Source organism: Variovorax sp. RKNM96 (genome assembly GCF_017161115.1).
GTDB lineage: Bacteria > Pseudomonadota > Gammaproteobacteria > Burkholderiales > Burkholderiaceae_C > Variovorax.
In genome coordinates this window covers 7,115,317-7,138,632 of record NZ_CP046508.1, presented here as the reverse complement: position 1 = coordinate 7,138,632, position 23,316 = coordinate 7,115,317, and the positions used below count along the sequence as shown (strand labels likewise).

Genomic DNA, 23,316 nt, shown 5'->3' with positions numbered 1-23,316 from the left:
TTTCATTCAGGCAGGTTGCTGCAGTTAAGCGGCGGCCAGCCAGTACCCCGCGTTGAAGGGACTGCTCATGCGCAGCGCCAGGGGCGACACGTCGACCAGTTTGTCGGTCGGCATTTTTTCGCCGGCCGGCTCGGTGCTGGCGGCGGCCGTCGTTGCGGCGGCGTTGGGGTTCACTTCGATGCCATCGAGGGTTTCAGCGTTCGGCTGAGCCTCGTTCGCCCGTTCTGCTTGGCTGGTAGATGCAGAACGGGCTACAGAAAAGAATAGAAGCACCGGAAGGGGACCTTGCGGTCGCCCCAGTAATCCGAAGCGTCCCGGAAGATGTCGAGCAGCTGCTCGCGCGCTTCCTTGTCGAACTTGGCGTTGGCCGGGATCTGTTCGAGCACGATGACAAAACCTGGCTGCGGGCCCGATTTATGCAACGGGTCGGTCATGCAGTCGTACAGCGCGTCGAAGTTCTTCCCGAAGTGGGCCGGGAACGTGAACTGCTGTGCAATCAGGTCGAGCACGTCCTGCTTGGTCTGGGCGTTGCCCAGGTTGGCGTACAGGAAGTGCTGGCCGGCCGCGTTGGCGGCGTCCTGCAGGTCGTTCACGCGGAACGCGCGGATCGATTGCACGATGTTCGGGCGTACGGCACGAAGGGATAAGGTCATCTCCGCTGGTCTTTCCATAGTCATCATCATTTCTTCGGGGCGCTTCGGGGCGCCGCTCAGGTCGTTTTTATCGCTCATGGCGCAATCCGTCTGAAACTTGCATAGTGGTCTGCCGTGTACCAGCAGGCCTCGGGCGTCGTGCGCTGTTCGCCACCGCAGACGATTCGCTGGGCACCCCGGTTGCGAGAACCCGGTGTCGTCACCGTGTACTCGCGGTAGTGGCCGCGCCGTGCCGGCGGCAGGAGACGCTCGCGGTTGCCAAATACAGTGCCGTCCTTTTCGTACCGGAAGGGGCCACCGTTCAAGATGGCCTGATAGGTTCGCTGGCCCTGGACCGGGAGATCGGTCAGTGCAATCGATTCCTCAGCGGACGTTTTTCCTGCGCCGAACCATCCGCGGGCCTCGGCCCCCGTCGTCAACGCCAACAGCATCAGGCTGGTGAGCGCAAACTTTGAGACAGAGGACGTGATCGAGGCGTAAGCCGCCATGGGACACCACAGGAGAAAAGAGCGGGGGGTTTCGAATTGCGCTCAACCTCGGGGTTAACCCGCAAATTCAAGCCCGCGAGTGTGCACCACGCTGGCGAAAATAGCAAGCGACTGCTCAAAGTTTGAGCAGTCGCGAGGGGCGGAAGTGGCACGCTAAGTCAGCGTCCACTATCGCCAAATAGCCTATCTCTCGGCGTTTGCGTCGGCCACTGTCAAGGCTGTCATGTTCACGATGCGGCGAACGGTCGCGCTGGCCGTGAGAATGTGCACAGGTTTGGCCGCGCCGAGCAGCACCGGCCCGATCGCGATGTTGCCGCCCGCCGCCGTCTTGAGCAGGTTGTACGAAATATTGGCAGCGTCGATGTTCGGAAAAACCAACAGGTTGGCGTCACCGGCCAGCGCGCTGTGCGGCATGACGACCGCGCGCTGCTTGCTGTCCAGGGCCACGTCGCCGTGCATTTCACCGTCCACTTCAAGCCAGGGCGCCTGCACGCGCAAGAGGTCGAGCGTCTTGCGCATCTTGATGGCGCTGGGTTCGTTGCTGGTGCCGAAGTTGGAATGCGACAGCAGCGCCGCCTTCGGCTTCAGGCCGAAGCGCATCATTTCCTCGGCCGCCATCGTCGTGATCTCGGCCAGTTCCTCGGGCGAGGGGTCGTAGTTGACGTGCGTGTCGACCAGGAACACCTGGCGGTCGGGCAGCAGCAGGCCGTTCATGCAGGCGTACACCGGCACGTCCTGCGGGGTGCTCTCGCAGCCGCCGGGGCGCTTGCCGATCACCTGGTCGATGTAGTGCAGGTGGATCAGCGTGGTGCCCCAGGTGCCGCAGATCATGCCGTCGACCTCGTCCTTGTGCAGCAGCATCGCGCCGATCAGCGTGAGGCGACGGCGCATCTCGATCTTGGCGGTCTGCACCGTCTGGCCCTTGCGCTCGGTCATGCGGTGGTAGGTCTGCCAGAAGTCGCGGTAGCGGTGGTCCTGCTCGACGTTGACGATGTCGTAGTCGAGCTCTTCCTTCAGGCGCAAGCCGAACTTCTCGATGCGCTGGGCGATGACGGCGGGACGGCCGATCAGCGTCGGGCGCGCGATGCCTTCGTCGACCACGATCTGCGCGGCGCGCAGCACGCGCTCTTCTTCGCCCTCGCAGTACGCCACGCGCTTCTTCGAGGCGCGGCGGGCCGCTTCGAAGATCGGCTTCATCGTCGTGCCCGAGGCATAGACGAAGTTCTGCAGCTTGTCGCGGTAGGCGTCCATGTCCTTGATCGGACGCGTTGCCACACCGCTTTCCTCGGCCGCCTTGGCCACCGCTGGCGCGATCTTCATCATCAGGCGCGGATCAAAGGGCTTGGGAATCAGGTATTCGGGGCCGAAGGACAGCTTTTCACCGACGTACGCGGCAGCGACGCGTTCGCTCTGCTCGGCCTGCGCCAAGTCGGCAATGGCGTGCACCGCGGCGATTTCCATCTCGTCGGTGATCGTGGTCGCGCCCGAGTCGAGCGCGCCGCGGAAGATGTACGGGAAGCACAGGACGTTGTTGACCTGGTTCGGATAGTCGGTGCGGCCCGTGGCCATGATCACGTCGGGGCGCACTGCGTGCGCGTCTTCGGGGGCGATCTCGGGGTTCGGGTTGGCCAGCGCGAAGATCACCGGCTTGGCCGCCATGCTGGCGACCATCTCGGGCTTGAGCACGCCACCGGCCGAGAGGCCCAGGAACACGTCGGCGCCGACGATCACTTGCGCGAGCTTGCGCAGCTCGGTCTTTTGCATGTACTGGCGCTTGTCGTCGTCCATCAGCTCTTCGCGGCCTTCGTAGACCACGCCGGCCAGGTCGGTGACGAACACGTTTTCGCGCTTGAGGCCCACCTTGAGCAGCAGGTTCAGGCAGGCCAGCGCCGCGGCGCCCGCGCCGGAGGTGACCAGCTTGACGTCGGCGATGTTCTTTCCGGCCACCTTCAGGCCGTTGACCATGGCTGCCGCCACGGTGATGGCCGTGCCGTGCTGGTCGTCGTGGAACACCGGAATCTTCATGCGCTTGCGCAGCTCGCGCTCCACGTAGAAGCAGTCCGGGGCCTTGATGTCTTCGAGGTTGATGGCGCCGAAGGTGGGCTCCAGCGAAGCGATGATCTCCACCAGCTTGGCCGGGTCCTTCTCGTCGATCTCGATGTCGAACACGTCGACGCCGGCAAACTTCTTGAAGAGGACGCCCTTGCCTTCCATCACCGGCTTGGACGCCAGTGCGCCGATGTCGCCCAGGCCGAGCACCGCGGTGCCGTTGCTGATCACGCCGACGAGGTTGCCGCGCGAGGTGTACTTGAAGGCGTTCAGCGGGTCCTTGACGATTTCCTCGCAGGGCGCGGCCACGCCGGGCGAGTAGGCCAGCGACAGGTCGCGCTGGTTGACCATCTGCTTGGTCGCCGCGATGGCGATCTTGCCGGGAACGGGAAACTCGTGGTACTCGAGGGCGGCACGGCGCAGTTCTGCGCGCTTGTCTTCGGGCGTGGGAGTCGATGAGGTCGAGGGGGTCGAATCGGACATGTGCCTGTAGCTCCTGGTGGCGCTTCTTCTGGGGGCGCCGATTGTAGACCTCGGTTCGTAAAGCCATACGCCGCATGGCCGGTGCGAGGCATGACCAAAAGCACGGGTGCGCCGTCAAGGTCGTGTGGCAATATGCACAGTTCGGACAAAACCTGAAAACACCTGACGAGGAGCAACCATGGCCCTGATGGATTTCATCAAGAAACAGTTCATCGACATCATCCAGTGGACCGAGACCGGCGATGGCACGCTGGCCTGGCGCTTCCCGATGGCGGAGATGGAAATCCAGAACGGCGCCTCGCTCACCGTTCGCGAATCCCAGGTGGCCGTCTTCGTCAACGAAGGCAAGGTGGCCGACGTGTTCGGCCCCGGCATGTACAAGCTCACGACGCAGACGCTGCCCGTGCTCACGTACCTGAAGAACTGGGACAAGCTCTTCGAGTCCCCCTTCAAGAGCGACGTTTACTTCTTCAGCACCCGCCAGCAGGTCGACCAGAAGTGGGGCACGCCCCAGCCGATCACCATCCGCGACAAGGATTTCGGCGCCGTGCGCCTGCGGGCCTTCGGCAACTACAGCTTCCGCATCGGCGACGCCAAGCTGTTCCACACCGAGATCTCCGGCACGCGCGACATCTACAGCGTGGCCGATCTCGACGGCCAGCTGCGCGGCCTGGTGCTGCAGAACATCAGCAACGCCATCGCCTCCAGCGGCGTGCCCTTCCTCGACCTCGCGGCCAACCAGATCCAGTTCGCACAGGCGCTCGCCGCGCAGCTCGTGCCCGAGTTCGAGAAGATCGGCATCAAGCTCGAGAACATCACGGTCCAGAACGTCTCGCTGCCTGAAGAGCTGCAGAAGATCCTCGACCAGAAGATCGGCATGGGCATGGTCGGCAACGACATGGGCAAGTTCATGCAGTACCAGACGGCGCAGGCGATTCCGAAATTCGCCGAAGGCGCGGCCAACGGCGGCGGCATTGCGGGTGACGCGATGGGCCTGGGCGCCGGCGTGGCGCTCGGCCAGGTGCTGGCGCAGAACCTTGCACAGGGCCTGAGCCCGAATGCCGCTGCGGCAGCCGCGGCCAATACGGCCGCCGCTTCGCAACCCGCCGTGGCGGTCGTGAGTCCGGCCGACGTGATGACCACGCTCGAAAAGCTCGGCGAGCTCAAGACCAAGGGCATCCTCACGCAGGAAGAGTTCGACGCCAAGAAGGCCGATCTCCTTAAAAAGCTCGTCTGACCCGGCGCTATGTCCTCGATAGCGCCTGACGCCCGTTCGACGGGCGTCGGAAGCCTCATTGGCTTGAGAAAAACATGGCCCTCCGAGCCATGGCGCGTACGCCATGGCTGAGGAAACCGGCAACCAACGCTACTACCGCGCGCCCTGCCCCGGCTGCGGCGCACCGGTGGAGTTCCGCTCGGCGCAATCGACGCACGCGGTCTGTCCCTACTGCCAGAGCACCGTCGTGCGCCAGGGCGAGACGCTCGCGCGCACCGGCAAGATGGCGGAGCTGTTCGACGACTTCAGCCCGCTGCAGTTGTTCGCCACCGGCCGCATCCAGGACAAGCCCTTCACGCTGATCGGCCGGCTGCAATACACCTACCCGGGCGGCCGCTGGACCGAATGGATCGCCGCGCTCGACGACGAGCGCACCGCCATCCTCAGCGAGGACAACGGCGCCTACGTCTTCGCGCTGCCCTTCGACCTGCAGCGCACCGCGCCGCCGCCGGTCGATCTGCGCGTGGGTGCCACCAGCGCCTTCGCCGGGCAGAGCTACACCGTCACCTCGAACGAGCAGGTGGCGCTCACCTCCGCGCAGGGCGAGTTGCCGCACCTGCCCGATCTCGGCCGGCCGTTCGCGATGGTCGAGCTGCGCAACGACAAGGGGCTGGTGCTCAGCATCGACTACGGCACCGCCAAGCCCAGCGCCTACCTCGGCCGCTCGGTGCAGCTCGAGGACCTGCAGCTCGCCGGCCTGCGCGAGGAATCGGCGAAGGACGAAAAGGGCCGCAGCTTCAACTGCCCCAACTGCGGCTCGCCGGTCACCGTCAACCTGGCCGACAGCAAGAGCATCACATGCCGCTCTTGCAACAGCATCATCGACCTGTCGCAGGGCATCGGCGGCGAGCTCAAGCATGCGACGCAGGACGAGCCGGTGCGCCCGCTCATCGCTCTCGGCACCATGGGCCAGCTGCAGGGTGCGCAGTGGCAGGTGGTGGGCTTCCAGCACCGCATGGGCGTGGAGCCCGGCGACGACGAGCATTTCGGCTGGGACGAGTACCTGCTCTACAACAAGAAGCGCGGCTTCAGCTTCCTGGTCGATGCCGAGGACGGTTGGAGCATGGTCAAGCCGACCACCGGCGCGCCGGTGATGGCCGAGAACGGCAGCACCGCCACCTACCTCAGCAAGCGCTACCAGCAGCAGTACGCCTACAACGCCGAGACCACCTACGTGGCGGGCGAGTTCTACTGGCAGGTCGAGCGCGGGCAAAAGACCTTCAACCGCGACTTCGCCAGCGGCCCCGCGCTGCTGTCGATGGAGCGCTCGGCCAACGAGCTGACGTGGTCGTCGGGCATCAAGCTGGACAGCGGCGTGGTCGCGACCGCCTTCAAGCTCGATGCCAAGAAGGACATGTTCAAGCGCGGCGACGCGCTGCCGGTGAGCGCCGCATCGGGCATGGGCTGCGGCACGATCATCATCATCATCGTGGTGATCATCATCCTGCTGATCATCCTGAGCACCTGCAGCGGTGGATCGTCGAGCGGCTACCGCAGCTCGGGCGGCTCCTATGGGGGCTATTCGAGCGGGGGAGGCCATAAATGACGAAGATGCGCGCGCCGCCCACCACAATTTCACTTGTTACTGCTACGACTGGAGGTCCCCATGGGATTTGAATGGCTGAAACCGGGCGTGGTCCTCGGATCGCTCGTGTACGCGCTGATCGGCGTGATCATCTTCTGGCTGTGCTTCCTCATCATCGACAAGATCACGCCCTATGACCTGTGGGGCGAGATCGTCGAGAAGCAGAACGTGGCACTGGGCCTGGTCGTCGCCGCGATGAGCTTGGGCATCTGCATCATCGTCGCCGCAGCAATCCATTGAACGAAGAGGCGGCCGTGTCCGCGCGCCCTGCCGATGCGCGCGGGCCGCAGCCCGTCGAGATCGCCCTGCTCGCCAGCGTGTTCGTGGTCGCGGCCTGCGGGCTGGTCTACGAACTGAGCGCGGCGGCGCTGAGCTCCTACCTGCTCGGCGATTCGGTGCTGCAGTTCAGCACCATCATCGGCACCTACCTGTTCGCGATGGGCGTGGGCTCCTGGCTCTCGCGCTATTTCGACCGCCAGTTGCCGGCGCATTTCCTTCGCATCGAATTGCTCGTGGCGCTGATCGGCGGCGCGCTGCCGGCGATCCTGTTCCTGGCCAATGCCTACGTGCCGAGCGCGTTCCGCTTGCTGCTCTACGGCCTCGTGATGGTCGTCGGCACCCTGGTGGGACTCGAGATCCCGTTGGTCATGCGCATCCTCAAGCGCAACATCGTGCTCAAGAACCTGGTGTCGCAGGTGCTGACCTTCGACTACCTGGGTGCGCTCGCGGTGTCGGTGGCGTTTCCGCTGATCCTCGTGCCGCAGCTGGGCATGATCCGCACGGGGCTGCTGTTCGGCTTCATGAACGCGGCGGTGGCGGTGTGGGCGCTGTGGCTGTTTCGTCATGAGCTGCGGCGCATCGGCGCGCATGCGGTGGCCTGCTTTCTGGCGTTGGCCGCGCTGCTGGCCGCCTTCGTCTGGGCCGACCACATCACCACGCTGGCCGAAGACAAGTTCTATCAGGACCGCATCGTGTTCAGCGCCACCTCGCCTTACCAGCGCATCGTGGTCACGCGCGGGCAACTCGGCCATCGCCTCTTCCTGAATGGCAACCTGCAGTTCGCCGAGCGCGACGAGTACCGCTACCACGAGGCGCTCGTGCATCCGGTGATGGCCGCGCAGGGTGCGCCCAAGAAGGTGGCGGTGCTCGGCGGCGGCGACGGCATGGCGGTGCGCGAGATCCTCAAGTACCCCTCGGTCGAATCGGTCACGCTGGTGGAGCTCGATCCGAACATGACGAAGCTCTTCACCGAGCACGAAACGCTGGCTGCGCTCAACGCGCATTCGCTGTCGTCGCCCAAGGTGAAGATCGTCAACACCGATGCCTTCCAGTGGCTGCAGCAGCCGGGCGACATGTTCGATGTGATCGTGGTCGACTTTCCCGATCCGACCAACTTCGCGATCGGCAAGCTCTACACCAACAGCTTCTATTCGCTGCTCGAAAAGCGCCTGTCGGCCAGCGGCTACGCGGTGGTCCAGACGACCTCGCCGCTGGTGGCGCGCAAGAGCTACTGGACCGTCGCGACCACCATCGAATCGGTGGGCCTGCGCGCGACGCCCTATCACGCGCATGTGCCGAGCTTCGGCGAATGGGGCTACATCATCGCGAGCCGCCGGCCCTACCGGATGCCCGATGCGCTGCCTTCGGGGCTGCGATTCCTGTCGCCTTCGACGCTGCCCCTGATGTTCGACTTCCCGCTCGACATGGCGCGCGTGCCGGCCGAGGTGAATCGCCTGTCGAACCAGACCCTTGTCACCACTTACGAGCAAGAGTGGGGCAAGGTCATGGCGCACTAGCTTCGACACCATGCAACGGCGCGACTTCCTCGGCGTGGCAGGTGCGGCGGGCGCCCTGGCGCTGGCCGGGTGCGAGGTGCCGCCGCCCATCGAAGGCGGCTTCACCGGCATCGACGTTGCGCGCGGCCACGCGATGCGCGACGGCGCGCTCAAGAGCCAGGCACCCGCGACCGTGAAGCGCACGCGGGTGGTGATCGCCGGTGGCGGCGTCGCCGGTCTTGCCGCCGCGCGCGCCTTGCGGCTCGCGGGCATCGAAGACTTCACCCTGCTCGAACTCGAAGACACCGCCGGCGGCAATGCGCGCGGCGGCATGGTCAACGGCATCGCCTGTCCGCTCGGCGCGCACTACCTGCCGGTGCCCGGTGACGATGCGCGTGAGGTGCAGGACCTGCTCGAGGAGCTGGGCCTGCGCCGGCGCGTGGCGGGCCGCTGGGAATACGACGAGCGCAACCTCTGCCACAGCCCGCAGGAGCGTCTCTTCTTCCATGGCGAGTGGCAGGATGGCCTCCTGCCCATGCACGGCGTGGGCGTCGACACGATCGCGCAGTACCGCAAGTTCGCGCAGCGCATCGATGCGCTGCAGCACGCGGCGCACTTCGCCATTCCGACGCTCAAGGTCGCGGTCACGCCCGAACTGCTGGCGCTCGATGCCATCGCCTTTTCGCGCTGGCTCGACAGCGAAAGCTTCAGCGATGCGCAACTGCGCTGGTACCTCGACTACTGCTGCCGCGACGACTACGGCGCGGGCATCGAGCAGGTGTCGGCCTGGGCTGGCATCCATTACTTCGCGAGCCGGCACGGCTTTCACGCGCCCGGCGATCCGAGCGGCAGCGCCAACGACGCGAACCCCGAGCGCGATGGCGTGCTCACCTGGCCCGAAGGCAACGGCTGGCTCACCAAGCAACTGGCTGCGCCGCTCGGCGATCGGTTGCGCACAGGGCAGGTCGTCACGCGCATTGCCGAATCGCGCGGCGGGGTCGAAGTCGATGCGTGGGACGCCGCATCGAAATCGCTGGTGCGCTGGCAGGCCGAGCGCTGCATCGTCGCGCTGCCGGTGTTCATTGCCGCGCGCGTGGTCGAGAACGCGCCCGAGGTGCTGAAGCACGCCGCCGCGCATGTGCGCTACGCGCCGTGGCTCGTGGCCAACGTGCACCTGCGCGGCCCGCTGGCCGACCGCGTGGGCGCCGCGCCGAGCTGGGACAACGTGATCTACGGGACGCGCGGCCTCGGCTATGTGGATGCGCGCCATCAAACGCTCGACCCCACGCCGCGCGGCACCGTGCTGAGCTGGTACCGCCCGCTGGGGCCGAGCAGCTACGACGCCACCGATGGCCGCAAGCTGCTATTGGAGCGCCCCTGGACCGGCTGGCGCGACGACCTGCTCGCCGAGCTGTCGGTGCCGCATCCGGACCTGCCTTCGCTCTCCACGCACATCGAGATCACGCGCTACGGCCATGCCATGTCGATCCCCCGGCCCGGGCTGCTGGCGGAGATCGGCTCGCAACGCACGGCGCCGGACGATGCGCACCGCGGCAGCGTCATCGCGGGGCGCCTGTCATTCGCGCATGCGGATTGGTCGGGCTACTCGATCTTCGAGGAGGCGTTCACGCGCGGCCACGTCGCGGGGGCGAGCCTGGCATGAAGACGCTGGTGCTCGGCGGCTACGGCAACTTCGGCGCGCGCATCTGCCATGCGCTGGCGGCGGATGCGCGCATCGAGCTGTTGATCGGTGGACGCGACCTGGAGCGAGCGACTGCGTTCGCGCAGTCGCTGAGCGGCAATGCGCGTGGTGTGCGCGTCGACGCGCAATCGCCCGATCTTGCGCAAGGCCTGGGTTACCTGGGTGTCGATCTGGTCATCCACACCGCGGGGCCGTTCCAGAGCCAGGATTACCGCGTGCCGCAGGCCGCGGCAGCGGCCGGCGCGCACTACATCGACTTGGCCGACGGCCGCCGCTTCGTCTGCGACTTTCCGGGCGCAATGGACGCCACTTTCCGAAGTGCAGGCCGGACCGCCGTCACGGGCGCCAGCACCGTGCCGGCGCTCTCGTCGGCGGTGGTCGACCATCTCGCGGCGGGCTGGCAAGGCATCCGCAGCATCGACATCTGCATTGCGCCGGCGCAAGGCGCGCCGCGCGGCGAGGCCACGCTCGCGGGCGTGCTTGCCTACTGCGGTGCGCCGATCCGTGTCTGGCAGGACGGACGATGGACCGAGCAGCCCGGCTGGGCGAATCCGGTGAAGGTGCAGTTCGCGCGCATGCGGCCGCGCCGGGGTGCGTTGTGCGACATCCCCGATCTCGAACTCTTTCCGTCGCGCTATGCGGGCGTGCAGTCGGTCATGTTCCGCGCGGCGCTCGAAGTCGGCATCGCGCAGCAGGCCTTCGCCTTCCTGGCGTTCATGCATCGGGTGGGCCTGCTGCGCGCGCCGCAGAAGCTGGCGCCGTTGTTGCATTCCACCGGTGGCGTGTTCGATGCGCTCGGCACTGCGCTCGGCGGCATGGTGGTGCGGGTCGAAGGCATCGATGCGCAAGGTGCCAAGGCGCGCCGCGCCTGGCACATCGCGGCGGACGACAACCACGGCCCCGAGATTCCCTGCATGGCGGCGATCCTGCTGGCACGCCGGTTGGCACGCGGTGATGCGCTCCCTGTCGGCGCGCACGCCTGCGCTGGGCTGCTCACGCTGCCGGAGTTCGAGCCCGAATTCACGCGCTGGGGCATGGTGACCGATGTGGTCGACGAGACGGCATCCGCCTCATGACCCGCCCGGCCGACGACGATCGCCTGCTGCGCCTGAGCCTCGTTGCGGTCTGGCTGTTCACGGCGTTCGCCAGCATCGTCGAGCTGAACGGGCAGAGCCGCCAGGCGCTGGCCGAGGCCGGCATCGCATCGCCGCCTTGGCTGGTGCAGTTGTTGATCTTAGGAGGCGCGGCGGCCGATCTCGCCATCGGCCTGGCGCTCTGGTGGCGGCCCGGCTGCGCCAGTTATCTCGCGGCCCTCGGCCTGATGCTGCTCATGACTGCAATGGCTACTTTCCTCCAGCCCACGCTGTGGCTTCACCCGCTGGGCCCGCTGCTCAAGAACCTGCCCATCGCCGCGCTCCTCTGGTACCTGTACCGACGCGCCACGCCATGAACACCTACCTCGTCCTCAAGTGGCTGCACATCGTCTCCAGCGTGCTGATGGTCGGCACGGGGCTGGGTTCGGCCTTCTACATGTTCTTTGCCAACCGCAGCGGCAGCGTGCCGGCGCAGGCGGTGGTGAGCCGGCTGGTGGTGCGCGCGGACTGGTGGTTCACCACGCCCACGGTCATCCTGCAGCCGGTCACCGGCTTTGCGCTGGCCCACATGGCGGGCTGGCCGCTCTCGACGCCGTGGCTCGCGGTGTCGATGGGCCTCTTCGTGTTCGCGGGAATCTGCTGGCTGCCGGTGGTGTGGCTGCAGATCCGCATGGCGGCGATGGCCGGGCAGGCGCATGTGGATGCGATGCCGCTGCCGCCGCTGTATGCGCGCTACCAACGCTATTGGGAGTGGCTCGGCTACCCGGCCTTCGTGGCCATGGTCGTCGTGTTCTGGTTGATGGTGAACAAGCCCGCCCTTTCCTTTTGATTCGAACCAGGCCGGTGCGCGGGCCTGTGCAGTTTTCACGCAGACTTCACACACAGCGCCGTGGTTTCACAGATCGCCGAGAGACTGCCAGGCGCCAACAAAAACATCGGGGGAGCTTCCATGCTTCAAGTTGCCAATCGAAAACTCGCGTCGCTGAGCGACGTGCTCTTCACCGGCCTCAGCCGTGCGCTCGGTTTCCTGCGTCCGCTGGCACGCGGACTCATCGGTTCCTGGCGACCCCCGGGGTGGCTGCGCATCGTGGGGGCGTTCCTTCTTTTCGGACTGCAGTGGCTGCAGCAGCGGCTGGCCTGGGTGGTGGTGCTGGCGCTGCTGGTGCTCGCGGGTTGGTTCGCGAGCCCGCATGTCTTGAAGTGGTGGCACGGCCTCACGCCCGATCGCGTCGAACCCGTCGTCTCCACCGCGCAGATCGTGGCCCCGCCGCGCACGCAGATCGAAAACGACAAGGGACCGAACCCGGTCGTCATCAACTTTTCCGCTTCGGTCGCGCCGATCGCGCGCATCGGCCAGGAGGCGACCGGCATCACCATCGAGCCCGCCATTGCCGGGCGCTGGTCGTGGAGCAGCCAGAAGAAGCTGGAGTTCCTCCCCGCGCAGGATTGGCCGGTCGGCCAGCCCTACAAGGTGCAGCTCTCGAAGGACGCGCTCGCGCCGCACATCGAGATCGAGCAGCGCAAGTACGAGTTCACCTCGCCCGAGTTCAACGCGCGCATCGCGGGCGCGGAGTTCTACCAAGACCCGGTGCAGGCCAACGTGCGGCGCGCGCTCTTCCAGGTGCGCTTCTCGCACCCCGTCAACACGGCAGAGTTCGAGAAGCGCCTGGTGCTGACCTATGACCAGGCCTGCGGCACCTCGATCTTCAGCGTGGGCAAGTGCGCCAGCGAGAAGTTCACCGTCAGCTACGACAAGCTGCGCCTCACCGCCACCCTGCAGTCGGAGCCGCTGCCCATCCCCGAGAAGACGCGCCCTGTGGTGCTCAGCCTCACTTCCGGCGCAGTCGCGCAGAAGGGCGGCCCGGGCCAGCGCAACGACATCTCGCGCGCAGTCGACATCCCCGGCCTCTTCAGTCTCGACATCTCGAGCATCGACCCGACCATCGTGACGGGCGAGAACGGCGAGCCCGAGCATGTGATGCACGTCACCGCCTCGATGCCGGTGCACGAGCGCGAAATGGCGCGCGTGGTGCAGGCCTGGCTGCTGCCCGCCACGGAAGAAGCCAAGGGCGACCCGGAAGAGAAGTTCGACTGGTCCGCCGACCCCTCGAAGGTCACCGACGCCGTGCTGCGCCGCGCGAAGAAGATCACCCTGCAACCCATCGCCAGCGAGCGCGAAGTGACCGAGATGGTCAGCTTCCGCCTGCCGCAGGCCGAAGGCGGCCGCTACCTGCTGGTGCGCGTGGCCAAGGGCCTGAAGACGCCGGGCGGCTACCAGCTCGGCGCGGCGCGGCAGGACGTGCGCCTGCTCAAGACCTTCGCGCCCGAGCTCACCATCATGAGCCAGGGCTCGCTGCTCGCCCTGTCGGGCGAGCGCAAGCTGCCGATCCTGGTGCGCGACCTGCCCGGCATCCGCCTGGAAATCGGGCGCCTGCTGCCGCAGCAGCTGCAGCACCTGGTGACGCAGACCAACGGCGATTTCGCGCATCCGCAGTTCAACAGCGGCCTGCAGTCGGACAACCTCGTCGACCGCTTCCAGAAGGAGATTCCGCTCAGCATCCCCGCCGGCAAGGCGCACTACGAGACCGTCGACTTCGCCGAGTACCTGCGCAGCGACGTGGCCGACCGCCGCGGCGTGTTCCTGCTCAAGGTGCAGGGCTTCGATCCCAAGGCCAAGAAGAAGCCGGAGGCGGCCGAGGGTGAGGCCGCACAGGCGCAGTCCGAGGAGGAACAACAGGAAGAACAGCAGTCGGAAGGCGAAGGCGATCCCGAGAGCGGCAACCCCGAAGACCAGAAGGACCAGCGCCTGGTGCTCGTCACCGACCTGGGCATCGTCGCCAAGAAGTCGCTCGACGGCACGCGCGACGTGTTCGTGCAGAGCATCGCCAATGGTCAGCCGGTGGCCGGCGCATTGGTCGAGGTGTGGGGACGCAACGGCATGATCGTGGCGTCGCAATCCACCGACGCCACGGGCGCCGCCAAGCTGCCCAACCTCGCCGGCTACCAGCGCGAGAAGGCGCCCGTGGTGCTGGTGGTGCGCAAGGACGGCGACCTGAGCTTCCTGCCCTTCAACCGCAGCGACCGCACGCTGGACATCTCGCGCTTCGACGTCGGCGGCCTGCGCGCGGCCGGCGTGCCGAACCAGATGACGGCGTATGTGTTCAGCGACCGTGGCATCTACCGCCCGGGCGACACCATGCACATCGCGATGATGGTCAAGGCCGGCAACTGGGCCACGTCGCTGCGCGACCTGCCGCTCGAGGCCGAGATCATCGATGCGCGCGGCCTCAGTGTGCGCCGCGAGAAGCTCAAGCTCGGCCCCGGCGGCGCGGCGGAAATTGCCCACACCACGCAGGACACCTCGCCCACCGGCAACTACACCGTCAACCTCTACCTGCCGCGCGAATCGTCGCCCGGCAATCCCGAGGTGGAAGGCCTCTTGATCGGCAGCACCACGGTGAAGGTGCAGGAATTCCTGCCCGACCGCACCAAGGTCGTCGCCAAGCTCAGCAGCGAAGTGGCCGAAGGCTGGGTCAAGCCCAAGGACCTGAAGGCGCTCATCGATGTGCAGAACCTCTTCGGCACGCCCGCGCCCGACCGCAAGGTCGAAGGCACGCTCACGCTGAGCCCGGCCTTCCCGGTGTTCCGCGCGTTCGCCGACTACGCCTTCTTCGATCCGCAGCGCGCCACCGAGAAACAGGTCGACGACCTGGGCAGCGTGCAGACCAGCGCCGAAGGCAAGGCCGAGTTCGACCTGCGCCTCTCGCGCTTCGACGCCGCCACCTACCAGGTGCACGTGCTCGCCAAGGCCTTCGAGCCAGAAGGCGGGCGCAGCGTCTCGGCCGAGGCGCAGACGCTGGTGAGCGACATGCCCTATCTCGTGGGCGTGAAGGTCGACGGCGACACCAGCTACGTGAGCAAAGGCGCCGCGCGCAACGCCACCGTGATCGCGATCGACCCGCAGGCCAAGAAGACGGCCGTGGACGACCTGAAGATCGAGCGCGTGGAGCGCAAGGTGCTGTCGGTGCTCGTGAAGCAGGACAACGGCCTCTACCGCTACGAGTCGCGCAAGAAGGAAATCGTGATCGACGAGAAGCCGCTCGCCATCGTCGCGGCCGGCAACACCATTGCGCTCAACACCGCCACGCCCGGCAACTTCGCCTACGTGGTGCGCAATGCCGGCGGGCTGGAGTTGAACCGCGTCGAATACAGCGTGGCGGGCAACGCGAACGTCTCGCGCTCGCTGGACCGCAACGCCGAGCTGCAGCTCACGCTCGACCGCAAGGACTACGAGCCGGGCCAGGAGATCGAGGTGAGCATCCGCGCGCCGTACGTGGGCGCGGGCCTCATCACCATCGAGCGCGACAAGGTGTATGCCCACGCGTGGTTCAAGACCGACAAGACCGCCTCGGTGCAGAAGATCACGCTGCCCAAGGACTTCGAGGGCACCGGCTACATCAACGTGCACTTCGTGCGCGACCCGGCCTCGGACGAGGTCTACATGAGCCCGCTGTCGTACGGCGTCATTCCCTTCGCCACCAGCCTCGCCAAGCGCACCGCGAACCTGCAGCTCACCAGCAGCGAACTCGTGAAGCCCGGCCAGACGGTGAAGATGAAGCTCACCAGCGACAAGCCCACGCGCGCCGTGCTGTTCGCGGTGGACGAGGGCATCCTGCAGGTGGCGCGCTACAAGACGCCCGATCCGCTCAAGCACTTCTTCCAGAAGCGCGCGCTCGAAGTGGGCACCTTGCAGACGCTCGACCTGATCCTGCCGGAGTTCAAGAAGCTCATGCAGGGCGCAGCGCCCGGCGGCGACGGCGAAGGCGAACTCGGCAAGCACCTGAATCCGTTCAAGCGCAAGCGCGACAAGCCGGTGGCCTACTGGTCAGGCCTCGTCGATGTGAACGGCAGCCGCGAATTCAGCTACACCGTGCCCGAGAGCTTCAACGGCAGCCTGCGCGTGATGGCCGTCGCAGTGAACGACGAGACCACCGCCGCCAAGAGCACCCGCACCGTGGTGCGCGGCGACATGGTGATCCTGCCGAACGCGCCGCTCGCCATGGCGCCCGGCGACACGGTCGAAGTGGGCGTGGGCCTCGCGAACAACATCGTGGGCTCGGGCAAGGACGTTCCCATTGCGCTCACGCTCACCGCCTCGGGCGGGCTCGAAGTGGTGGGCGATGCGACGCAGACGCTCAAGGTCAACGAGCGCGGCGAAGCGAGCACCAAGTTCAACGTGCGCGCCAAGCCGGGCGAGCAGGCGGTGCTGGGTTCGTCGGCGCTGGTGTTCACCTCGACGCACAAGACCTTCAGCGCGCGCCTCTCGACCGAGGTGAGCGTGCGGCCTGCGTCGCCATTCGTCACGCTGGTGCAGGCGGGCAGCTTCCAGCGCGCGGGCGAGTTGAGCAGCAAGGCCGACCTGTATCCGAACTTCCGCAAGAGCGATGTGGCGATATCGGCCGCGCCGTGGGCCTTCGCGACCGGCCTCATGCAGTACCTGGAGGTCTACCCCCACGGCTGCACCGAGCAGATCACGAGCCAGACCTTCCCGGCCGTGCTGCTGTCGGGCCGGCCCGAGCTGGTGAAGGAAATGGCGCGCGGCCGCACCCCCGAGCAGGGCCCGATGCCCGAGGCGCGCAAGACCTTCGAGCGCTACCTCGTGCAACTGCGCGCGCGGCAGACGGCCGACGGCGGCTTCTCGCTGTGGCCCGGCGCGGGCACCGATCCCTTTGCCACCCTCTACGCGGTGCACCTGCTGATCGAAGCCAAGGACCACAAGCTGCCCGTGCCGCAAGACCTGCTGCAGAAGGCCAACACCTACCTGCAGGGCTGGCTCGGCAGCGGCGACACCTCGCTGGACGGCTGGCGCCAGCGCACGCAGGCGGCCTACCTGCTGACGCGCCAGGGCATCATCGCGCCGGCCGCACTGGCCAACCTGCGCGAAGCCTGGCGCAACAAGCAGACGCAAGGCTGGAGCGACGACCTCGGCGCCGTGTACCTCGCCGCGAGCTACCAGCTCGTGAAGCAGGAGCAGGTGGCGAATGAGCTGCTCAACCCGGTGTGGTCCGACCTGCTCGCGCGCACCGAGAAGAAGCAGCGCCGCAATGTCTGGGGCGCCTACTACGACCCGCTGGTGCACGACAGCATGACGCTGCACCTGGTGGGCCGCCACTTCCCCTCGCGCCTGAAGACGCTGAAGCCCGAGGTGTGGGAAGGCATGGGCGCGATGGTGCGCGACGGCTGGTACAACAGCCTGTCGTCAGCCTCGATGCTGCTTGCGGTCGATGCGTACTTCGAAGCGGTGGCGCAGAACGCCGATGGCAAGCTGACGGCGCAGACCGTCAATGCGCAAGGCCAGGCTGCGGCGCTTGCACTGGGCTCGGTGAATCCGATCACGCGTGCTGCGGTGCCCGCCGGCACGGCCAAGCTCAAGCTCTCGAACGACAGCGACTTCAACCTGTACTACAGCTGGGCCGAACAGGGCTTCGAGCGCAACGTGCCCACCACGCCGGTGAATCAGGGCCTGGAGATCTTCCATGAAGTACTCGACGCCAAGGGCAACCCGATCACCAAGGCCAAGCTCGGCGAAGAGGTCACGGTGCGGGTGCGTGTGCGCAGCCTGGAGCGCGCACAGCTCAACGACGTGGCGCTGGTCGACCTGCTGCCAGGTGGCCTGGAGCCGGTGCTGCAGGCCGTGGGCGACGACGAGGAAGCCAATGCCGATGCGCCGATCTGGAAGAAGCGCCTCGGCGGCGGCGGCTCGTGGAAGGTGCAGTACGCCGACATCCGCGAGGACCGCGTGGTGTTCTACGGTGCGGTCGACAAGAACCTGCTCGAAGTGACCTACAAGGCGCGCGCCACCAACGTGGGCGACTTCGTGGTGCCGGCGGCGTATGGCGAAGCGATGTACGACCGGCGCGTGTATTCGCGCTCGGCGGGTGCGCGCTTCCAGGTCGTCGCGAACTGACGCAGGGCAGCGAGGCCGTCATGCGCTTCAGCGTGAAGTTGGGAAGGCTCCGCAAGCCCGCGTTGTGGGCGCTGGCGGTTGCCTTCCTGCTCGTGCTGTTGCGCTTCTGGCCTCATGCCCCGCTCAGCGAAACCGTCGGCAGCTCGCGCGCCGTGTACGCGCAAGGCGGCGAATTGCTGCGCCTCACGCTCGCGGGCGATGAGCAATACCGCCTCTGGGTGCCGCTCGACCGCATCTCACCCACGCTGGTCGATGCCGTGCTGCTGTACGAAGACCGTCGCTTCTATGCGCACCCCGGCGTCAACCCCGCCGCGCTCGCGCGCAGTGCGTGGCGCATCGCGAGCGGCGAGCGCAGGCAGGGCGGCTCGACGCTCACGATGCAGCTTGCGCGGCGCGTCTACGGCATCGACAGCCGAACGGCCCTGGGCAAGATCGCGCAAATCGGTGCGGCACTCTGGCTCGAAGCGCGCTTCGGCAAGCGCGAGATCCTCGAGGCGTATCTCAACACCGCACCCTACGGCGGCAACATCGAAGGCGTGCAGGCCGCAAGCCTCATCTACTTCCGCAAGGACGCCGCCAAGCTCAGCCTGCCCGAGGCGCTGACGCTCGCGGTGATTCCGCAGAACCCCGTCAAGCGCATCGCCGAACGCGGCCGCAATGCCGAGCTGCAATCGGCGCGTGAACGTCTGTGGGCACTGTGGGCCGAGCGCGATCCCACCGCGAAGCAGCACGCGCCCGATGCGCAGCTCGCGCTCTCCGCGCAGTCGCGCGGCAGCCTCCCCTTTCTGGCACCGCACGCCACCGACATGCTGCTCGCGCAGGAGCGCGGCGTGCAGGAGGTGCGCACCACCATCGACCTGCGCATGCAGGCCACGCTCGAACGCGTGATGGGCCAGTACCTGCGCACGCACGCCGACGTGGGCATGACCAATGCGAGCGCGCTGCTACTCGACGCCTCGACCATGCAGGTGCGCGCGCTGATCGGCTCGGCCGACTGGCACAACGATGCGATCGCGGGGCAGGTCAACGGCACGCAGGCCAAGCGCTCGCCGGGGTCCACGCTCAAGCCTTTCATCTATGCGCTCGCGCTCGACCAGGGGCTGCTGCATCCGAAGACGATGCTGAAGGACGCGCCGACTTCCTTCGGCCCGTACACGCCCGAGAACTTCGACCATCGCTTCGCCGGCCCGCTGCCCGCGCAGGAGGCGCTGATCCGCAGCCGCAACATTCCCGCAGTGTCGGTCGCCGCGAAGCTCTCGAAGCCCGGGCTCTACGACTTCATGCGGCTCGCGGGCGTGCAGAAGCTACAGAGCGAATCGCACTACGGCCTCGCGCTGGTGCTGGGCGGTGGCGAAGTCACGCCCGAGGAGCTCGCGGGTCTCTACGCCACGCTGGCGAACGGCGGCATCTCGCAGCCGCTGCGCTACACGCAGCCTGCGCCCGATGAGCGCCCGGCGCAGCCGCTGCGCCTCTTGAGCGAAGAGGCGTCGTTCATCACGCTCGACATGCTGCGCCACACGCCGCGCCCCGACACCACGCTCCCCGCGCGCCCCGCCATCGCGTGGAAGACGGGCACCTCGTGGGGCTTTCGCGATGCGTGGACCGCGGGCGTGTTCGGCCGCCACGTGCTCGTGGTGTGGGTCGGCAACTTCGACGGCACGAGCAACCCCGCGTTGGTGGGCGTCGACGCGGCCGCGCCGCTGTTCCTGCGCATGGTCGATGCGCTGCGCGCCGAGCGGCTCGACCCCGGCGAGATCGCGACGCGGCAGCCGGCCGATCTCCGGCAGGTCGAGGTGTGCACCGCGACGGGCGGCCTGCCCGATGCGCTGTGCCCGGTGCGCACCACGACCTGGTTCATCGCCGGCAAGTCGCCGATCCAGGTCAGCAACCTGCACCGCGCCGTGTGGGTCGACGAGACGACCGGCAAGGTCGTGTGCGGCCCGCAGCCCAATGCGCGCCAGCAGGTGGTCGAGCAATGGGGCAGCGACATGCGGCGGCTGTTCCGCCAGGCCGGTCTGCCGCGCGCAAGCCTGCCGACCGACGGGTGCGAGAAGAGCGAGGCCTCGGAGGCGGCACCGCTCATCACCTCGCCCTTGCGCGGCGTGCGGCACACGCTGCGCGTGAAGAAGCCGGAGCCGCTCGTGCTGCGCGCCGAAGCGGCGGCGGGCACGCAGACGATCTACTGGTTCGCCGATGACGCACTGATCGGCAAGGCCGCACCCGGTGAAGGCATCACCTGGATGCCCGACATGGCCGATTCGGGCCGGCGCTACGTGCTTCGCGCGGTCGATGACCAGGGCCGCGCCGAGTCGCGTGAGGTAGTTGTCGACATCGCACCTTAGTGCGGTGGATGTCACGGCGCCGTCACGCGCAATCGGCATGGTCTCGCGTTTCGACTGAAACCTTTCTTCTGCCCATGACGCGTCTTGCCTCCCTCTCCTTCATCGCCCTTGCCACCGCGCTCGCATGCGGCGGCGTTGCCGCACAGACCGCCTTCCCCGCCACGCTCTCCGGCCACGCCGTGTTGCCCGCGCAAAGCTTCGTCGCTGCACCGAAGGACGCACCGGCCGATCTGCAGGTCAGCGGCAAGTTCACCTCGGGCAAGCGCGTCGAGGCGCTGGGCACGGTCGAAGGACTCTCGGGTGGCCGCGGCACCGGTGTCTCGGTGCCCTTCAAGGGCCAGCCGCTGCAGGGCCATTCCGGCATCAAGAAGATGGACGACGGCTCGTTCTGGATCCTCACCGACAACGGCGCCGGCGCGAAGGCCAACTCGCCCGACTTCATGCTCTACCTGAACCACTACAAGGTGGACTTCAAGAGCGGCAAGTTCAATCGCCTGGACACCATCTTCCTGCACGACCCCGACAAGAAGGTGCCGTTCCGCATCGTCCACGAAGGCACGAAGCAGCGCTACCTGACGGGCTCGGACTTCGACCCCGAGAGCTTCCAGTTCGCTGGCGGCGCGCTGTGGATCGGCGAGGAGTTCGGCCCCTTCCTGATCAAGGCCGACCTGAAGGGCAAGGTGCTCGCGGTGTTCGACACGCAGGTCGATGGCAAGGCCGTGCGCTCGCCCGATCATCCGGCGGTCGCCACGCCGGGCGTGCCGGGCGGCGCGGTCGATTTCCAGATCAAGCGCTCCAAGGGCTTCGAAGGCATGGCCTCGTCGAAGGACGGCAGCAAGCTCTATGCGCTGCTCGAAGGCCCGGTGTGGAACGCCGATGCCAAGGACTACGAACGCGTCGACGGCAAGGAAGCGCTGCGCGTGCTGGAGTTCGACGTGGCCACCGAGAAGTGGACCGGCCGGCATTGGAAATACGTGCTCGAAGCCAACGGCAACGCCATCGGCGACTTCAACATGATCGACGGCACCACGGGCCTCATCATCGAGCGCGACAACGGCGAAGGCACCAGCGACAAGGCCTGCCCCGAAGGCCAGAAGCGCACCGACTGCTTCCACGACATCGCGAAGTTCAAGCGCGTCTACAAGGTCGAGCTGAGCGATGCGAACGCGGGCGGCGCGGTGCGCAAGATCGGCTATATCGACCTGCTGAACATCGCCGACCCCGACAAGCTTGCGCGCAAGCCGCTGAACGATGGCGTGTTGAAGTTCCCGTTCTTCACCATCGAGAACGTCGACGTGATCGATGCCACGCACATCGTGGTCGGCAACGACAACAACCTGCCGTTCTCCAGCAGCCGCGAGCCGAACAAGGCGGACGACAACGAGCTGGTGCTGCTTGAAGTCGGCGCGTTGCTGCAGGCCAAGTAAGGCGACTCAGGGCACCAGCACCACCTTGCCGGACGTGCGCCGGCTTTCCAGTGCGTGGTGCGCCTGCACCGCTTCGTCGAGCGGGTAGCGGCCGCCGTGCACCACGGTGAGCTTGCCCGTCGATGCCAGCGTGAAGAGTTCCGACAGGCCGCCCGCGAGTTCTGTCGGCGTGAGCAAGGGAAGCAGCGCGAATCCCTTGAGCGACTGGTTCCTGAGCAGCATCGCCTCGAGCTGCGGCTTGTCCAGTTCGAAGCGGCCGACGGCGCCGAAGACCAGTTCGCCTTGCGGCGCGAGCGCTTCGAGCGCCGCACGCGTCAATGCGCCGCCCACGGTTTCGTAGACCATGTCGATGCCGCGGTCCTCGGTGAGCGATGCGAGCTGGCGGGGCCAGTCCGGCTGCGTGTAGTCGACGGCGAGGTCGGCGCCCAACTCGCGCGCGAGCGCCAGTTTTTCGGCGCTACCCGCCGCTGCAACGACGCTCGTCGCGCCGGCGCGTTTGGCGAGCTGCACGAGCAGCGAGCCGACACCGCCTCCCGCCGCCGTGACCAGCACCGTCTTGCCCTTGGGCGGGCTGCGGCGAATCAGGAACAGCGCGGTCAGCCCCTGCACCAGCAGCGCCACGGCGTCCTCGAAGGAGAGGCTGTCGGGGATGGGGAATGCATACGCGCTGTCGACCGCCACGCAGGCCGCGTAGCCGCCCGACCCGCGCCCCGCCGCGAACAGCGGAACGGCCACGCGCGCACCGAGCAACGCCGGATCGGTACCATCGCCGAGCGCTTCGACGGTGCCCGCCACCTCGACGCCGGGCACCATCGGCAATGGCGGTGCCTCCGCATAGCGGCCCTGGCGAACCAGCGTCTCGAAGAAATTGACGCCGGCGGCGCGCACGCGCACCAGCACTTCGCCCGTGCCGGGAACGGGGGTGGGAATGTCCACGGTTTCGAGCACGTCGGGGGCTCCGGTCCGGCTTAGCTGTACGGCTTTCATTGGCACTTCGCATCACAAGAAATCGATGCGAAATATTGCCGTACCCTCCGCGCTGTTCATACCCACAACGACGTGCCATACCCACCAGGAGGTCACCATGGCGGAGGCCATCAAGCAACTTCCCACGCTGCCTGCCGAGCGCGCACTCAAGGTGCTTTCGGGGCGCTGGAAGGCGATCATTCTTTACCACCTGTTCGCCGGGCCGCGCCGGCTGTCTGAGCTCAAGCGCAAGCTCCCCGACACGAGCCAGAAGGTGCTGATCCAGCAGCTGCGCGAACTCGAGGAGCATGGGCTGGTGGCGCGCGAGATCTTTCCGGAGATGCCGCCGCGCGTCGAATATTCGGTCACGGCGTTGGGCCGGAGCCTCAAGCCCCTGCTGCGTGCGCTGTGCGAATGGGGCCAGCGCCATGCGGCGGAAGCGAACGAGCTCGAACGCATGGGCGAATGCGAGGAAAGCGCGTTCGGCTGAGCCGGGGATAGCGGGCGAG

Annotated in this window: 17 protein-coding genes; 12 read left to right on the top strand and 5 right to left on the bottom strand. The window is 67.0% G+C overall.

Features of this window, described 5'->3' with window-relative positions:
• Positions 1 to 24 precede the first annotated feature (24 nt).
• The 4 genes from GNX71_RS33660 to GNX71_RS33290 all read right to left on the bottom strand — a co-directional run bounded on the left by GNX71_RS33660 (position 25) and on the right by GNX71_RS33290 (position 3,673).
• Positions 25 to 174, bottom strand: a complete 150-nt coding sequence (locus GNX71_RS33660; RefSeq protein ID WP_241027117.1) for a hypothetical protein — start codon at positions 172 to 174, stop codon at positions 25 to 27.
• Positions 175 to 251: 77 nt separating this feature from the next.
• Positions 252 to 677, bottom strand: a complete 426-nt coding sequence (locus GNX71_RS33300; RefSeq protein WP_086011111.1) for a barstar family protein — start codon at positions 675 to 677, stop codon at positions 252 to 254.
• Positions 678 to 727: 50 nt separating this feature from the next.
• Positions 728 to 1,141, bottom strand: coding sequence for a ribonuclease domain-containing protein (locus GNX71_RS33295; protein ID WP_206176332.1), 414 nt, complete (start codon positions 1,139 to 1,141; stop codon positions 728 to 730).
• 183 nt (positions 1,142 to 1,324) lie between these two features.
• The gene (locus GNX71_RS33290) at positions 1,325 to 3,673 is read right to left on the bottom strand and encodes an NADP-dependent malic enzyme (RefSeq protein ID WP_206176331.1); all 2,349 of its coding nucleotides are present in this window, start codon (positions 3,671 to 3,673) and stop codon (positions 1,325 to 1,327) included.
• Positions 3,674 to 3,851: 178 nt separating this feature from the next.
• On the opposite strand from GNX71_RS33290, the gene GNX71_RS33285 reads away from it, so the two are divergent.
• The 11 genes from GNX71_RS33285 to GNX71_RS33235 all read left to right on the top strand — a co-directional run bounded on the left by GNX71_RS33285 (position 3,852) and on the right by GNX71_RS33235 (position 21,841).
• Positions 3,852 to 4,910: an SPFH domain-containing protein gene (locus GNX71_RS33285; protein WP_206176330.1), complete on the top strand. Its 1,059-nt coding sequence runs from the start codon at positions 3,852 to 3,854 to the stop codon at positions 4,908 to 4,910.
• A 103-nt stretch (positions 4,911 to 5,013) separates the two neighbouring features.
• Positions 5,014 to 6,495, top strand: a complete 1,482-nt coding sequence (locus GNX71_RS33280) for a DUF4178 domain-containing protein (RefSeq protein ID WP_206176329.1) — start codon at positions 5,014 to 5,016, stop codon at positions 6,493 to 6,495.
• Between the two features lie 60 nt (positions 6,496 to 6,555).
• On the top strand, positions 6,556 to 6,774 hold the full coding sequence (locus tag GNX71_RS33275; protein ID WP_013544332.1) for a DUF350 domain-containing protein: 219 nt from the start codon (positions 6,556 to 6,558) through the stop codon (positions 6,772 to 6,774).
• Between the two features lie 14 nt (positions 6,775 to 6,788).
• Positions 6,789 to 8,330 (top strand): polyamine aminopropyltransferase, encoded by a 1,542-nt coding sequence (locus GNX71_RS33270; RefSeq protein WP_206176328.1) that lies wholly within the window; start codon positions 6,789 to 6,791, stop codon positions 8,328 to 8,330.
• Between the two features lie 10 nt (positions 8,331 to 8,340).
• Positions 8,341 to 9,972 (top strand): FAD-dependent oxidoreductase, encoded by a 1,632-nt coding sequence (locus GNX71_RS33265; protein ID WP_206176327.1) that lies wholly within the window; start codon positions 8,341 to 8,343, stop codon positions 9,970 to 9,972.
• The gene (locus GNX71_RS33260; protein ID WP_206176326.1) at positions 9,969 to 11,087 is read left to right on the top strand and encodes a saccharopine dehydrogenase NADP-binding domain-containing protein; all 1,119 of its coding nucleotides are present in this window, start codon (positions 9,969 to 9,971) and stop codon (positions 11,085 to 11,087) included. The genes GNX71_RS33265 and GNX71_RS33260 overlap by 4 nt, the downstream gene beginning before the upstream one ends.
• Positions 11,084 to 11,461: a DoxX-like family protein gene (locus GNX71_RS33255; RefSeq protein WP_206176325.1), complete on the top strand. Its 378-nt coding sequence runs from the start codon at positions 11,084 to 11,086 to the stop codon at positions 11,459 to 11,461. The genes GNX71_RS33260 and GNX71_RS33255 overlap by 4 nt, the downstream gene beginning before the upstream one ends.
• Positions 11,458 to 11,934, top strand: a complete 477-nt coding sequence (locus GNX71_RS33250) for a DUF2269 domain-containing protein (RefSeq protein WP_206176324.1) — start codon at positions 11,458 to 11,460, stop codon at positions 11,932 to 11,934. The genes GNX71_RS33255 and GNX71_RS33250 overlap by 4 nt, the downstream gene beginning before the upstream one ends.
• A gap of 120 nt (positions 11,935 to 12,054) precedes the next feature.
• Positions 12,055 to 18,072 carry an alpha-2-macroglobulin gene (locus tag GNX71_RS33245; RefSeq protein ID WP_206176323.1) on the top strand — a complete coding sequence of 2,006 codons (6,018 nt, stop codon included), beginning with the start codon at positions 12,055 to 12,057 and terminating at the stop codon, positions 18,070 to 18,072.
• Between the two features lie 20 nt (positions 18,073 to 18,092).
• Positions 18,093 to 20,414 carry a penicillin-binding protein 1C gene (gene pbpC / locus GNX71_RS33240; protein ID WP_241027116.1) on the top strand — a complete coding sequence of 774 codons (2,322 nt, stop codon included), beginning with the start codon at positions 18,093 to 18,095 and terminating at the stop codon, positions 20,412 to 20,414.
• Positions 20,415 to 20,488: 74 nt separating this feature from the next.
• Positions 20,489 to 21,841, top strand: coding sequence for an esterase-like activity of phytase family protein (locus GNX71_RS33235; RefSeq protein ID WP_206176322.1), 1,353 nt, complete (start codon positions 20,489 to 20,491; stop codon positions 21,839 to 21,841).
• Positions 21,842 to 21,847: 6 nt separating this feature from the next.
• On the opposite strand, the gene GNX71_RS33230 is transcribed toward GNX71_RS33235, so the two are convergent.
• Positions 21,848 to 22,789: a zinc-binding dehydrogenase gene (locus GNX71_RS33230; protein ID WP_206176321.1), complete on the bottom strand. Its 942-nt coding sequence runs from the start codon at positions 22,787 to 22,789 to the stop codon at positions 21,848 to 21,850.
• A gap of 136 nt (positions 22,790 to 22,925) precedes the next feature.
• Here GNX71_RS33230 and GNX71_RS33225 point away from each other — a divergent pair, with 136 nt between their 5' ends.
• Positions 22,926 to 23,297: a helix-turn-helix domain-containing protein gene (locus tag GNX71_RS33225; protein WP_042577289.1), complete on the top strand. Its 372-nt coding sequence runs from the start codon at positions 22,926 to 22,928 to the stop codon at positions 23,295 to 23,297.
• The last annotated feature ends 19 nt before the right edge of the window (positions 23,298 to 23,316 follow it).

What these genes read in the sequence shown, in the direction of transcription:
- GNX71_RS33245 (WP_206176323.1), top strand. Translation starts at nt 12,055, where the DNA reads ATGCTTCAAGTTGCCAATCGAAAACTCGCGTCGCTGAGCGACGTGCTC.
- GNX71_RS33265 (WP_206176327.1), top strand. Translation starts at nt 8,341, where the DNA reads ATGCAACGGCGCGACTTCCTCGGCGTGGCAGGTGCGGCGGGCGCCCTG.
- GNX71_RS33235 (WP_206176322.1), top strand. Translation starts at nt 20,489, where the DNA reads ATGACGCGTCTTGCCTCCCTCTCCTTCATCGCCCTTGCCACCGCGCTC.
- GNX71_RS33280 (WP_206176329.1), top strand. Translation starts at nt 5,014, where the DNA reads ATGGCTGAGGAAACCGGCAACCAACGCTACTACCGCGCGCCCTGCCCC.
- GNX71_RS33285 (WP_206176330.1), top strand. Translation starts at nt 3,852, where the DNA reads ATGGCCCTGATGGATTTCATCAAGAAACAGTTCATCGACATCATCCAG.
- GNX71_RS33250 (WP_206176324.1), top strand. Translation starts at nt 11,458, where the DNA reads ATGAACACCTACCTCGTCCTCAAGTGGCTGCACATCGTCTCCAGCGTG.
- GNX71_RS33225 (WP_042577289.1), top strand. Translation starts at nt 22,926, where the DNA reads ATGGCGGAGGCCATCAAGCAACTTCCCACGCTGCCTGCCGAGCGCGCA.
- GNX71_RS33255 (WP_206176325.1), top strand. Translation starts at nt 11,084, where the DNA reads ATGACCCGCCCGGCCGACGACGATCGCCTGCTGCGCCTGAGCCTCGTT.
- GNX71_RS33300 (WP_086011111.1), bottom strand. Translation starts at nt 677, where the DNA reads ATGACTATGGAAAGACCAGCGGAGATGACCTTATCCCTTCGTGCCGTA.
- GNX71_RS33275 (WP_013544332.1), top strand. Translation starts at nt 6,556, where the DNA reads ATGGGATTTGAATGGCTGAAACCGGGCGTGGTCCTCGGATCGCTCGTG.
- pbpC (WP_241027116.1), top strand. Translation starts at nt 18,093, where the DNA reads ATGCGCTTCAGCGTGAAGTTGGGAAGGCTCCGCAAGCCCGCGTTGTGG.
- GNX71_RS33290 (WP_206176331.1), bottom strand. Translation starts at nt 3,673, where the DNA reads ATGTCCGATTCGACCCCCTCGACCTCATCGACTCCCACGCCCGAAGAC.
- GNX71_RS33260 (WP_206176326.1), top strand. Translation starts at nt 9,969, where the DNA reads ATGAAGACGCTGGTGCTCGGCGGCTACGGCAACTTCGGCGCGCGCATC.
- GNX71_RS33295 (WP_206176332.1), bottom strand. Translation starts at nt 1,141, where the DNA reads ATGGCGGCTTACGCCTCGATCACGTCCTCTGTCTCAAAGTTTGCGCTC.